The sequence below is a fragment of the Kribbella sp. NPDC004875 genome (genome assembly GCF_042873375.1).
Lineage (GTDB): Bacteria > Actinomycetota > Actinomycetes > Propionibacteriales > Kribbellaceae > Kribbella.
In genome coordinates this window covers 724,874-739,681 of record NZ_JBIALI010000001.1, presented here as the reverse complement: position 1 = coordinate 739,681, position 14,808 = coordinate 724,874, and the positions used below count along the sequence as shown (strand labels likewise).

2 protein-coding genes are annotated in these 14,808 nt (G+C 69.2%); both read left to right on the top strand.

The window, feature by feature from the left end; genetic code table 11:
* The first annotated feature begins 106 nt into the window (after positions 1–106).
* Positions 107–11,014 carry an actin cross-linking domain-containing toxin gene (locus ACFYRH_RS03440; protein WP_387767387.1) on the top strand — a complete coding sequence of 3,636 codons (10,908 nt, stop codon included), beginning with the start codon at positions 107–109 and terminating at the stop codon, positions 11,012–11,014.
* A complete protein-coding gene (locus ACFYRH_RS03435; RefSeq protein ID WP_387767385.1) occupies positions 11,011–13,533 on the top strand; it encodes a right-handed parallel beta-helix repeat-containing protein in 2,523 nt (840 codons plus the stop codon). The genes ACFYRH_RS03440 and ACFYRH_RS03435 overlap by 4 nt, the downstream gene beginning before the upstream one ends.
* The last annotated feature ends 1,275 nt before the right edge of the window (positions 13,534–14,808 follow it).

Here is a 14,808-nt window from a genome sequence, read left to right as displayed (position 1 = left end):
GACCACGCGGCAACCACGGTCCAGGTTCATTCGGGGTCATTCGAGTGAACCCGACGGCCTGCTGCCGCGTGGTCAGGGTGGGAGAACGGATCACCAGGGAGGGTGAATGCCTCGGCCGACCGACTGGGACGCGATCGGACTCGGCAGCGACCCGACCCCGGGTGAGCCCGAGACCATCGGTCAGCTCGCCGAGGTGCTGCAGAAACTCGGCGGCAAGGCGCGGGACATCTTCAACGCCATCCAGTCGGTGATGAACACCAACAACGACAGCGTGTTCGTCGGCCAGGCCGCGGACGCGTTGCGCGGCAAGGTGGACGACCGGCTGCGCGGGCATGTCGAGGACGTGGCGAACGCGTTCGAGACCTCGGCGCAGGCGCTGCGGGACTGGCGTGGGGTGGTCGAGGAGCAGCAGCGCAAGGCCGACGCCGCCCTGGCCGCCGGGCGCGGGCTCAAGGAGGACGACCCGGAGCGGGACCGGCAGAAGGGCATCGCGGAGCAGGCCGGTAAGGACCAGTCCGACCAAGCCTCGACGTACTCCGGCCGGATCAACGGGGTCTCCGACATCCAGCTGCCGATCTCGTCCTGCGAGGCGTTCTGGGAGGCGTTCAAGTGGCTGGCGATCATCCTGATCATCCCGGCGCTGATCTTCGGCGGCCCGATCGCGCTGCTCGCCCTCGGCGTCAACCTGGCGCTGTTCATCAAGACCATCGTCGACGTCGCGAACGGTGACGCGAGCTTCCTCGACCTGTTCCTGGCCGGCCTCGGGCTGATCGCGCCGACCACCAAGGCGCTGCCGATCTTCAGCATCATCAAGGGCATCGCGAGCGGTATCGGCGCCGGCGTCAAGGGCGTCGCGAACGCCTTCCGGAACATCTTCAGCAAGGACTTCCTGTTCAAGGCGATGACCGGGCTGAAGGGCCTGCCGTTCATCGCCACGCTGTCGATCAAGGAGACCGGGCTGTTCGTGGTCTCGAACATCCGGAACTTCGCGATCTCGGTGGGGAACTTCGGCGCGAACTTCGGCAGCATCACACTCGGTGCCCTGGGCAAGTTCGGTACGGCGTTCACGCAGCTGCCCGGGACGATCATCCGCGGGTTCGGAACCGTCGGCAGGGGCATCGGAACGGTCTGGAACGGCGGCAAGGAGTTCCTCTCCGCGCACTTCGGCGGACTGCAGTGGACCCGGCTGTTCCTGCCGGTCGCGGCGGACGAGATCCGCGCGTTCAAGGCGCTCGGGATGACCGACTTCCAGGCCTTCACCCAGGCGCTGAAGGTCGGAGTCTTCGGGCGGGGGATCGCGAGCCAGCACGTGTTCGGCCTGCCGATGGTGAGCGCGCTCGGGCACACGGTCAGCGCGATCCCGATCAACACCCCGAAGCTGAGCTTCATGGGGAACGTGAAGTCGTTCTTCGACGGGATGATGAAGCCGCCGAGGCTCGAGCCGGCGGTGCACATCAACGGCTTCGGGCTGTCCATCGAGTCCGGGTTCACGGCCGGCAAGGCGTTCCAGGACCTGCACATGCCGCCGATGAACGAGTTCAACGGCAACATCATCGGACAGAGCGTGAACCCACCGACCGTGGTCACACCGGGCGGCGTGCACCTGCCCGCGACCGCCGGGACGAACGGATTCGCGATCAACATCCCGTCGCCGCACATCGGCCAGCCGTCGGTGAACGGGGTCAACGGCATCAACGGGGTGCACGGCGTCAACGGCGTACAGGGGATCCACGGCCTGGTCGAGAACCTGCCGGCCGGGCACGTCGGCGTGCCCGGCGCGACCAACGTGTCGATCCCTGGTACGGCGATCTCGACGGCGCACCTGAACGGCGGCGTCCACGTCAACCCGCCGGCCACCAACGTCGGATCACTGCACGTCTCGGCACCGGGGTCCACGAGTGTGAGTGACCTGGTCAGCACCGGGCTGCGGAACAACACCCCGACCATCTCGACACACTTCGCGACCTCGATCAACGAGGGTGTCTCGCACGGCTTCCAGGCCAACCACCTGCGGCTGTCGATCGACGAGCTCAGCCGACCGCCGGCACCGTCTGTGGGCACCAATGGCCACGCCGTCAACCCGCCGACCGTCGACCGGGTGAACGCCGCACTCGACCTGGTCACCGGTGGGCCGGCCGACCTGAAGATCGGTGCCCCGGGCAACCTGCGGGCCGACGTACCGACGTTCAACGGGGTGCAGAACGTCGCGACACCGCCGACGGCCCATGTGCAGCCGGTGACGCTGCCGAAGACCGACGTACCGATCCAGACGCAGATGCAGCCGGGGCACTCGTTCGCCACCGGCAAGACCGAGATCCCGCTGAACGGGATCCCGGATCACCCTGGCCTGACGGTGAAGGTGGAGCGGTTCGAGGGCGGGGTGACGCAGTTCAACCTGCACGGCGGCGGGCCGAACGGGCGCCTGGACCCGTTGAACGGCGGCGGCTTGCGGTTCACCGACACCTCGACCGGTGTCACTACGCGGTTCGACAGCAACGGGTTCGTCGTCGACCAAGGGGTGCGGTTGACCAGGGCCGACGGCCTGTCGCGGATCGACGACCGGGTGCTGATCAAGCAACCGGACGGTGGATTCCGCATCACGCACCTGGACGGCAGCGCCGTACCGGACCAGCTGACCATCCGGGCGCTCGACACCGGCGGCGTCAACGTGCTCGGCAAGGACGGCATGTCCTGGCACTACAACGCCAACGGCAAGCTCGAGAGCCAGTCGGTGAGCGCGGCCTGGAACGGCGACCTCGCGGCCAAGGCCGGAGTGTTCCGAAAGCCCGGCGACACCGATGTCGCGGTGAACGCCAAGATGGACGACTTCACCGGTGTCCAGCAGGCGCAGAAGAACCTCGACCTCGCGCACGAGAACGTGGCGATCCACGGCGACCGGGTGGACGGCCCGTCGAACGCCCCGTCGGTCGGCGAGCAGGTACACATCGACCTGCACGGCGCGCAGCACGATCTCGACCTGGCCAAGAACGCGTTCGAGGGCAAGCACGGCCTCAGCGTCGACGGACTGCAGAAGCAGCTGGACGACCTGACGACTGAGTCGCTGAACCTGCGCCCGCGCTTGCTCGGCTCGGGCCGCACGATGACGTACGACGTACCTGGCAACGCCGGTGTGAAGTTCGACGTCAATGGTGGTCAGGTCACGGTCCACGGTCCCGGCTCGGAGGAATTCACCTCGTCGGTCGTGGGCAAGACGCTGACCATCACCGACACCTCGACCGGGCACAACTGGACGTACAGCCTCGGATTCGGTGGCCGTGCCAACCATGTCGGCGAGTCGTTCGCGCTGCGCGGCGGGGAGTTCAACGCCAAGACGCTGTCGCTGGAGGGCAAGCTCGGGAACCTCGACAGCGGGGTCGTGGACGGCAAGTTCCCGGTCAAGGTGACCGACGACGGGCTGGTGGTCGCGTCACCGCACGGCCCGATGAACTACACCCGGGACGGCGAGTTCCACGGCATCGGTTCGACGGCGACCGGGGACATGGCGCGGCCCGTCCCGCCGCCGCACCTCGAGGGCGCCGACCTGGCCCGGTGGAACGCACAGGTCGACCTGTCCCGCACGCACCTCACCGAGGCCGCGGGCAACAAGGCGGTCGAGAACCTGATGAAGGACGTGATGGGCGGTTCGTTCACGTCCAAGCGCGGCTTCGGCGGGTACGTGAACCCGACCGCGCTGGCCGACGGCACGCTGGTCGCGAAGGTGAAGAACTTCGACACGATCGCCAAGGACCTGCAGTTCAAGGGCGCGACCGACAACATCACCGTGTACCGCGGGGTGTCGATGGACCCGGCGAGCGCCCAGGCCGACGAGTTCGTGGAGCGGCTGCCGATCTCGACCTCGAGCACGCTGAAGTTCCAGGACGACTGGGCGAAAAACGGCGTGGACTCGAACCGGGTCGTGTTCAAGATCGACTCCCCGCCGAACCACAGCAAGCTCTCGATGTCGTACCCGGAGGGCTACCACCCGGGCGGCAGCGAGGCGAAGGCCTGGAACCAGGACCAGTGGGAGATCACCCTCGGGCCGGCCAAGTTCACCCGCACCGGTCCGGACTTCATCGAGAACGGGCACCGGATCATCCCGGTCAAGGCCGAGCCGATCCCGCTCGCCCAGTTCGACGAGGTGATCACCGCCAAGTGGCCGGGGCTGTCCTCGGAGACCGCGTTCGGCGACTTCGTGAAGGCGTTCGACGCGCCGAACCTGCGGGCCTTCGAAGGGCTCGACGACATCACCACCCGGGCCACCACCAGCGTCGACGGGCTGTCGCACACCGTCCATGTCGGCAAGCCGGGCTCCGTGGACGAACTGACGATCTCGGTACTGCGTGATCCGCAGACCGACTCGGTCCGGGTGATCTGGACCGTCGACGGGGCGAACAAGTTCGACAAGACGTGGAGCGGGCAGCAGTTCTCGAACCTCGCCACCGACCTGCGCGGCGGCGTACTGCACAACAACGACCAGTTCGTCGGGATGCCGAAGCCGGCGTCGTGGGATCAGGTGCCGGGCAAGGGCAAGGGGATCGCCAAGGCCTGGGACGACGACTTCGCGGCGCGGTTCGAGGTGTTCCGGTCGCCGGGGGACACCGACGCGATGGTCGGAGCGAAGATGGACGACTTCGTGCAGGTTCAGAAGGCGCAGGCGAAGGTGGACGCGGCGCTACAGGACGTGCGGATGTACGGGCATCGGGCGGACGGTCCGTCGGACGGGCCGCCGGTCGGAGCGAAGATGTTCGTCAACCTGTGGAAGGCGCAGGACCAGCTGACCCAGGCGAAGGCGACGTTCGACGCGAAGTACGGGCTGAAGGCCGACGACATCCAGTTGCAGCTCGGCAAACTCCTCGACCAGTCCCTGAAGGACCGCCCCCGCCTCGTCGGCGGCATGAACGGCAACTCGACCGTCGACGACCTGACCGACACAAGCATCCCGACCACCCATACCGCACCACCATCCCCGCCCACCACGCACACCGCTCCCACGCCACTCACGAGGGACAGTGGGCTGCCACAGCCCAGCACGCACGGTGCGGTGCCCGACCCGGGTGCGCACGGGGCGCCGCCGCCTCCGCCGCCGCCGTTGGCGGGGCATCGAGCGCCTCCTGCGCCGCCGGTGGTGGGGATCCGGGGGAATGTGCCGGGTGGGCATCTGCCGCCGCGGACTCAGCGGGCGGTGGCGCCGGAGTTCCAGAAGGAGTTCGACTCCGCCTCGTTCGGGACCGAGAGCGAGCTCGGTGGGTTCGTGGTCGCGATGCCGGAGGGCTCGCACCGCGTGTTCGCGTTCGTGAAGAAGGCCGACACCGGCGAGTCGCTGGTGATGGTGACCAAGGACATGAACAACGGCGTCTACCGGAACCCGGGCGACCTGCCCGGCGCTCGCGCCGGCAACTGGACGACGCACACCGTCGAGTTGGTCAACTACCCGTCCCGCGTCGCCGACCAGACCGGCATCGCGCTCCGCGACGACGCCACGCAGTTCCTCCTGGACACCTTCAAGAGCCGCCTCACCGGCGCCAACCACCACCCCCTGGAGTCCGTGGTCAGCCAGGACGGCCGCTTCAAGCTGGAGATCACGAACGGCCGCCACGTGATCGCCGGCGGCAGCGGGATGCACCTGGACGACGTGGGCTCGGTGACGATGCCGCTGGGCGGTCAGCAGATAACGGTCGGCGTGAAGGCGTCGGACTTCGGCAGTGATCTGACCACCGAGCTGCGGCTGCTCCGCGACAACCCCTGGTACAACGCCGAGTTCCGCACCGACGACGCGGTCCGGAACCTCGACCGCGCCACGCTCGACGATCCCGAGGCGGTCGAGTCGGCGTACACCTATCTGAAGTCGATCATCAGCTTCACCGCGAAGCAGGTGGACAAGCACAGCATCCCGATCGGCGCCTACCCGGGTGCCGAGCCGTTCCGCAGCCTGACCGACCCAGTGGTGAAGAACGGCTGGTCCGTGCTGCCGCGGACTCGGCCGAACATCGTCCTGGAGGGCCTGTCGGACGTCGACAAGGCCGCGACGCTGAAGCTGCTCCGGGAGATGCCGGAGATCGGTGACGGGACCATCTGGCGCGAGTCCAAGTCGTACATCCTGGGCGGCGGCGAGGTCGCCGGGCACGGCATCAACGACGCGCTGATCGGCGGCGAGAAAGCACTGCTGTTCGAGTTCCGCGAGGTCCCGGACGGCCTGAAGCACCTGGTCCCGACGCACAAGCTGCCGGCCACGTCGATCACCGACCTACTCGCCGATCTCGGCGGCGGCCGCCCGGCGGCGGTCCGGAGCATCAACGGTTTCATCGGCCACGCGGACAACAGCGGCGACTTCGCCGGCTGGTTCAAGGACAAGTTCCCGAACCACGCCACGAAGACCGATCAGCGCGTGATCACCATCTCCACGGTCCAGCAGAAGGCCGAGTGGATGATGACGCACAAGCCGCAGGCCTGGGACCAGGTCCTCGCCGGGCAGGAGCCGGTGATCGTGCGAACCGTGCAGATGCCGCAGATCCAGCAGCACCAGCTCGGCGGGGCGTTCGACAACCACGTGGTCGTCCGGCCGGAGGGCGGTACGCCGCACGTCACCGGCCCGAACGCGCAGCACCTCACGCTCAACGACTTCGGCGACGACGGCTTCCGCCTGGTCGGCCCCGACGGACGGACCCAGCGGTACGACGGGAACGGCGTACTGCTCGGCGACGGGATCCGCCTGCAACACCCGCAGGGCAACCACTTCACCGAGAACATCCCCGGCGGTGGCACCCGCCTGGTCGACGGGCACGGCGTACAGATCCCGAACACGCAGCTCGAGCGGTTGCCGGACGGACGGTTCGTGGTCACGGACGGACGCAACGGCATCGGTTTCGGTGCCGACGGCAAGCAGCTCGACGTCCGCGTGCAGGTCGGCGGCCGGTTCGGCGACCAGTGGGTGGTGCACCCCCTCGAGGGTCGCCCGCACGTGGCCGGCGACAACCAGGGTCTGTACCGCGTGGTCGACCTGCCGGACGGTGGCTTCCGGGTGATCGGCCCGCGCGGCCAGATGGCGCGGTACGGCGCGGACGCCGGACATCTCGCCGACGGGACAGTGCTCAACGACCCGTTCCACGTGCGTGGCTCGTTCTTCACCGAACCCGACGGCGCCGGCGGGCTCCGAGCAGTCGACGTACACGGCAACCCGCTCGCGAACACCACGGTCGACCACCTGCCGAACGGGCAGTTCCGGGTCGCCGACAACACTCTCGGCGATGTGCGCTGGTACGGCCAGGACGGTGTCTACCGCGGCTCCGGTTTCCGGGTCGCCGACCCGGCGCATCAGGGTCAGGTCTTCCTGCACCACGGTCTCGGTCGCGATCCGGAGCTCCTCGACAGCGCCGGCGCGCACCTGCCCGGCACGGTCACGACGCTCGAAGGCGGCGGTTTCCGGGTCACCGAGGCGAACGGCATCGCGCGCACCTTCGACGACTCGGGTACCTATCTGGACCGCCGGATCCCGATCGGGCCGGAGACGGTCGTCCACGACGTCAACAACCACCTGACGCTGCACAACCCGAGCGGCCCCGGCCGCACGGTCGAACACATCCAGGGCGGCGGTTACCGAGTCGTTGACGGTGGCAACTACCACGCGTACGACGCCGACGGCGTGTTCCAGGCGCACGGTCACACCGTGAACCTGCCGGGCCAGACGGGCTTCCTCGAGATCACCGGCACCGGCGCACGCCGGCTGGACGCGAACCACCAGCCGATCCCGGGGCGCACCGTCACGTTCGACGCGGCAGCCGGCGAGATCACCGTGACGCGAACCGGCGGTCACGACGTCTTCGACCTGAACGGCGGCGTGGTGCGCGAGGTCACCGACCTGGACGGCCACGGGCTCGGCGCCGGGCTCACCCGCGTCACTCGCGACCAGAACGGCGCGATCACCTGGACCGACCGGAACGGCGTACCGGTCCCGACTCCGCACCGTGTCACGATCGACGCGCAAGGCGGCGTACGGCTGGAGATCGATGTGCCGGGCGGCCCGCGGAACGGGGAGTTCCACGTGTTCTCGCGGGAGGGGAACCTCACCGAGCAGGGTTTCCCGGTGGTCCGCAACGGCCAGGCCACCGAGTTCACGTACGTCGTCAACCGGACCGACAACACGTGGCGCCGGGTCGACGACGCGAACGTCGGCGGGACCGGCGGCTTCCAGCACGGCAAGGTCGACATCGCCGGCCTGGACAACGGGCGGATCCGGCTGCAGAGCTCGACCGCCAAGGAGGTCGAGGTCTTCGAACGCCGGTGGCTGCCGGACGGCACGGTCCTGGACAGCTTCCGTAAGACCGACACCCTCGGGTACGGCTGGTTCGACCGGCGCACGACGTGGGCGACGTACGACGCCAACGGCGCGCTGACGAACTGGGGTAAGCGGCACATGGACACCGGTGGGGCGTCATGGCGCGACTACGACCACCACGGGAACACGGTGCGCGACTACCAGCAGGGCCTGCAGAAGTACGCGAACCCGATCGCCGAACAGCCGACGCCACTCGGGAAGGCCGACAAGGAGATCCCCGGTCACGTACTGGCGATCAAGGACGGGCGGAACTGGACCTGGCACCGGTACGACGCACAGGGCCTGCACGTCGCGCAAGGCGGCCGCACCCTGGAGACGATCGGCGACGGCTGGACCGACACCGTCCGAGTCCTGGAGAACGGCCACGAGGTCTCGCGGGTCGCGCAGCAGAAGTGGGGCATGTGGCACGGCCCGGACAAGGCACGCCAGTACCAGGAGTTCAAGCTCGAGCCGGGCGCGAACCACCCGACCCGATCCGGCGAGTTCGAGGTCCAGTCGCCGCAGCTGAAGTCGGTCGGCAAGGGCGAACTGCTGGACAACGGCGCGCTGCTGACGACCGTTCGGCAGGGCGACCAGCGGCCGCCGATCTGGGTCCGGCAGAACTTCCTCGACAACCCACCGACGGTCGGCAGTGTCGCGCACATCTCCGGCGACAACCGGTTCCAGATCTTCCGCTGGCAGACCAGCGGCGACGGCATCGACGCGGGCCGCGGGATCCGGTACGTCGGGACGGACGAGTCGATCGTCGACGTGACCATGAACGGCGATTTCGTCCGCTCGACGGGCAAGTTGCACGACGGCACCGAACTCAAGGTCGGCGACCACGCCACCGCCCCCGGGACCGCGCACCCGAACTCGACCACACCGTGGACGGCCGGGGACCTGAACGGCTGGCGGGTGTTCGACAACAACAACGGCTGGCGGGACGTCGCCGAAGTCGACGGGGTCCAGGGCTGGACCGTGGTCCGGGAGAGTCACCCGGGCGGCGTGGTCCGCGAGTACACGCAGCCGGCGGACCGCAACATCTGGGTCCAGCGGGACGCGCACGGCAACCTCGTCGGCAGCTCGCACCAGACCCCGGCGCCGGTCGGCGGCAACCACCGGTACGTCGTGGCCACCGGCAGCGCCGACTCCTCGCGCTGGCGCTGGCAGGAGCTGGACCACAACGGCGTCCAGATCGCCGGCCGGGAGGGCGACCGGTTCCACTTCAAGGGGTCCAGGGACGAGGGCATCAGCTGGGACAACTCGTTCCGCGACTTCGATGCCGCGGGCAACCTGATCCGCGACCGGCACCTGCTGGACGAGCGCCGTTTCATAGAGTCCTGGCAGGACGGGAACCAGTGGCGGGTCGCGGAGTTCGACAAGACCGGCGCCGAGGTGCCCGGCAGCACCCGCCTGGACCGGCAGTGGCGGGCCGCGGACGGGACCTGGCAGCAGAACTGGACACCCGGCGCGCAACACTTCCGCGACAGCCTGCCGCAGAACGGTCAGGTCGGGCCGCAGATCGTCCGCGAGACGCCACCGCACGTCGGCGACGGGCGGCCGATCCGGGTCCGCGAGTACAAGGTCGAGAACGGGCGGAGCGATCTCGCGCAGTGGAAGGAGTTCGACTTCGACAAGGTCGTCCGTGAGCGGGTGAAGTCGGGCGACAACTTCCTCGAGACCGACAAGGTGCACGGCCAGTGGAAGCTGTACGACGAGCACGGCGCGGTGATCGGCGAGCGCTCGGACAACGGTCTGGTCTTCGAGCTGCGAGACGGCAGACTCACGCTGACCGGCAACGAGTTCGACTTCCGGGGCGCGCTCACGGAGTACCGCGGCTGGAACACGCGGCTCGGTGACACCCAGCGGCAACCGTGGCTGATGCAGTCCGACTGGACGTTGTCCGACAAGACGCTGACACCAGGCGGCAACACCTTCCGGGAGGCGAACTACGCGCCACTCTCGCGGTTGCTGACCCAGAAGGTGCTGATCCAGGTCGGGACCGAGTTCTTCCTCGACTACGCGGCCAGCCTGATGATCGCGGGCATCGTCGCGGAGGCGCAGAACAAGCCGTTCACCGGCAACGACGCGCTGAAGGCACTGATGAACGCGGCCGTCGGCGCGACGCTGAAATCGGTGGCCGGTGCGGCACTCACGGAGACCAAACTCGGCGGCTCGCTGCGGACGCTGAAACAGGACATGGGCAACCTCGACGGCGGCAAGCTCATCACCAAGCGGCCGAACAACAACGACGCCACGTGGGGCGTGGAGTGGGCCGGGAACACCAGTCCGCTGCGCTGGCGCGGCGGCACCTTCGACTACAGCCTGAACATGTTGCTGCTGCCGCTCACCGGCTTCGTGAACGGCACGATGAATGCGGCGATCTTCGGCGTCCCGAACGCGGACGGGAAGACCGTCAAGCTGTCCGGCTGGGAGGCCGTCGGTGAGGGCGGGATCGCGGTGCTGACCGGCTATGCGATCGCGAACAGCCTCGGCCTGGCGAAACTGGTCGGCGGCAACCTCGCGATCGGCCGGCTGTACCAGAAGGGCGGCTTCGCCGAGATCGTGCTGACGATGCCGCTGCGGCTCTTCGAGAAGGGCATCGGCGGAGCGTTCCTGACCCCCGCGATCCGCGCGTCGATCAACCCGTCGTGGTATCAAGTTCCGCCGGTACTTCCTCCTGTCGAAGGAGCACAGTGACGAACCGCTACGTGGCGCCGAAGGGGCGCGGGACCTATCGACGGATCAGTGAGGCGTTGCGGGCCGCCGCGCCTGGTGACGTGATCGTCGTGAGCGCGGGCGAGTACGCCGAGCAGCTCCGGCTGGACCGGTCGGTCGCGATCGTCGCCGAGCCGGGGCAGGGCGGTGCCGTCGCGCTGGTCGGCGTACCGGGTGAGCCCGCGGTGGTGGCGGAAGGGCTGGAGTGTTCGCTGCGCGGGCTGGTGATCCGGGCCGCGGGGGACGACGGGGGTACGCCGGCCGTCGGCGTCGCGCCAGGCGCCGGGCTGATGCTGGACGACTGCACCGTGGTCGGCGGCCGGATCCATGCCCGAGGCAATGAAGGCGGCGGCCAGGGCACGGACCTGACCGGGTACGGCGTCACCACGCTGATGCTGCGCGGGACGCGGATCGAGAAGGGCCGGCTGGCCGCGCTGCATCTGTCCGGACGGGTCCGGGCGAAGGTCGAGGACTCGGTCATCGACACGATCGACGGGATCGGCGTGGTGCTGTCGGGCAACGCGTTCCTGGAGGCGTCCCGGCTGCGGCTGAACACCACGTCCGGATACGGCTTCCGCTTGCGCGGCTCCAGCCGCCTCGAGGCGACCGATGGCGTGATCCGCCAGACGGGCATGGCCGGCGTACTCCTGGAGGACTCGTCGAGCGCGACGCTGACCGACGTTCGGATCGACCGGCCGGGTGGGCCGGGTATTCACGCGGCCGGTACGGCGAAGGTGACGCTGACCGACTGTCGCGTGCGGAACTCGCGGGCGAGTGGGCTCGTCGTGCAGGACCAGGCCGGCCTGACGGCGTCCGACTGCATCGTCGGCGACGCGGGCGCGAACGCCTTGCTGGCTTCGGATTCCGCCATGGCGACGCTGACCGACAGCCGGTTCGACCGCTCGGTCTACAGCGCCGTCCACCTCACCGGTACGTCGGTCGTGCGGCTGACAGACTGTCTGGTGCGCGAGGGCGCGGAGCACGGCGTCCATGCGACCGCTTCGTCGCGGATCGAGCTCACGAGGTGCGGGATCGCCGACGTCGGGTTGACGGGCCTGTCGATCGTCGAGGGCGCGGCGGCCGAGGCAGTGGACTGCCGGGTCAGCGGCGGCGGGACGGGCCTGCACCTGGAATCCTCGGTGGCGACCGGAGTTCGCGGTACGTCGGTCAGCGGGACGGCCGGGACCGGGATCGAGCTGGCCGGAGCCGGACTCGCCACGCTCGACGCGGTCCGGGTGAGTGCGTCCAAGGCCGCCGGGATCGTGATCGGGACCGGCGCCGCGGCCGACGTGGCGGGCAGCACGATCGAGGAGTGCGGTGGGTCCGGGCTCGTTGTCTGGTCGGGGGCGAGTCCCGCCGTACGGGCGTTGCGCGTCGCGAGTGTGGCGAAGAACGGGATCTACCTCGCGGAGAAGGCGGCCGGGACGTACTCCGATTGCGACGTGACGGGGACGAAGTACCCGGCGCTGCACCTGAGCAAGACCTCCGCGCCGGTGTTCCAGCACCTCCGGATCCGCGACTGCGTGGAGGCGGTCGGGCAGGAGGACGGGGCGAACCCGACATTCGAGGACTGCACCGTGGACGGCGTACCGATGAACGCGCCGGCACCGGCGCTCGCGGCGGCCGCGAACGTGCCCGGGGTCGTGCCCACGCCGACTGCCGGACTGGACGAGAGCATGCCGCCGGACGACGAGACGCTCGAGGACGTCCTCGCGGAGCTCGACGAGCAGGTCGGCCTGGACCGGGTCAAGCGTGACGTCCAGTCGATGGTGAAGCTCATGCAGACGGTGCGGATGCGGCAGGAGGCGGGTCTGCCCGCGCCGCCGCTGTCGCGTCACCTGGTGTTCGCGGGCAACCCCGGTACCGGCAAGACGACGGTGGCGCGGCTGTACGGGCGGGTGCTGAAGGCGCTCGGTCTGCTCCGCAAGGGGCACCTGGTCGAGGTGGATCGGACCGCACTCGTCGGCGAGTACGTCGGTCACACCGGGCCGAAGACGACCGCGGCGGTGAACCAGGCACTCGGTGGGGTGCTGTTCATCGACGAGGCGTACTCGCTCGCACCCGTTGGCATCGGCAACGATTTCGGCGCGGAAGCCATTGCCACATTGGTGAAACTGATGGAGGACCACCGCGAGGACCTGGTGGTGATCGTGGCCGGGTACGTAGGGGACATGTCCCGGTTCATCGGGTCCAACCCCGGTCTGTCGTCACGTTTCACCCGGACGCTGATGTTCGAGGACTACACGGCCGCCGAGCTCGTGGCGATCGTCGAGCACCAGGCCGGCGGTCACCAGTACGAGGTCACGACCGACGCCCGTACCGCGCTCTCCGACCTCTTCGAACGGATGCCCCGCGGCGAAGGCTTCGGCAACGGCCGCTCGGCCCGCCAGATCTTCCAGGCGATGACCGAACGCCAGGCCCATCGCCTCTCCGAACTCACCGCCCCCACCCCCGAACAACTCGTCGCCCTCGAAGCGGCCGACCTCCCCGAAACCGTCTAGCCCGCGCGCCCCTTCCGCCCGCGAGCGACGAGGGCGTGGGACCGCGCCGTACGGTCGCCCCTCGCACCCGCTCTCTCTGTGTCCCCCCGGATCCGTCGAGTCGTGGCGTTTGGTCGGTGATGGTTTGCCGAGTCGTGAGTTGTGGTCCCGGATCGGCAGCCAATTCTCACGACTCGACGGATCGCAGTCGGTCCTGCCGAGGAGCCGGCGGATGTGCGGGTGGAAGGGGCGCCAGAGACGAGATCGTCGAGGCGCGAGGCGCAAGGCGCGAGCACGACGCGCGAGACGCGAGCACGACGCGCGAGACGCGCGAGGCGCGAGGCGCGAGCATGAGGCGCGAGGGGCGAGCGGGTGCGTCTCGGCCGTGGGGCGCGGGGGCGGCGAGTGCGCCGTACGGGCGCCCCTCGCATCCGAGCTCTCGGTGTCCCCCGATCCGCCGAGTCGTGGCGTTTGGTTGGCGGCGGTTTGCCGAGTCGTGAGTTGTGGTCCCGGATCGGCAGCCAGTCCCCACGACTCGACGGATCGCAGTCGGTCCTGCCGAGGAGCCGGCGGATGTGCGGGTGGGAGGGGCGCCAGAGACGGGATCGTCTGACGCGAGACGCGAGACGCGGGACGCGGGACGCGGGACGCGGGACGCGAGGCGCGAGCGGGTGTGTCCCGGTTGCGCGGTGAGCGGCCCGGCGAGTGCCGTACGGGCGCCCCTCGCACCCCGATGTCTCCGTGACCCTCGGATCCGTCGAGTCGTGGCGTTTGGTCGGCGGCGGTTCGCCGAGTCGTGAGTGGTGGTCCCGGATCGGCAGCCAATTCTCACGACTCGACGGATCGCAGCCAGTCCTGCCAAGGAGCCGGCGGATGTGCGGGTGGGAGGGGCGCCAGAGACGGGATCGTCTGACGCGAGACGCGAGACGCGAGACGCGAGGCGCGAGCATGAGGCGCGAGACGCGAGCGGGTGCGTCCCGGCCGCGGGGGGCGAGTGCGCCGTACGGGCGCCCCTCGCACCCGACCTCCACCCGTCCCCCGAATCCGCCGAATCGTGGCGTTTGGTTGGCGGCGATTTGCCGAGTCGTGAGTTGTGGTCCCGGATTGGCAGCCAGTCCCCACGACTCGACGGATCGCCGGCGGTGCTGTCGTGCGGCCGTGTGACGAGCGGTTCGAGTGACGAGCGCGCCGTACGGGCGCCCCTCGCACCCGACCTCCACCCGTCCCTCGATCCGCCGAGTCGTGGCGTTTGGTTGGTGGTGGTTCGCCGAGTCGTGAGTTGTGGTTCCGGATTGG

Excerpts from the sequence above, each read along its gene's own strand:
- ACFYRH_RS03440 (WP_387767387.1), top strand. The coding sequence starts at position 107 with ATGCCTCGGCCGACCGACTGGGACGCGATCGGACTCGGCAGCGACCCG.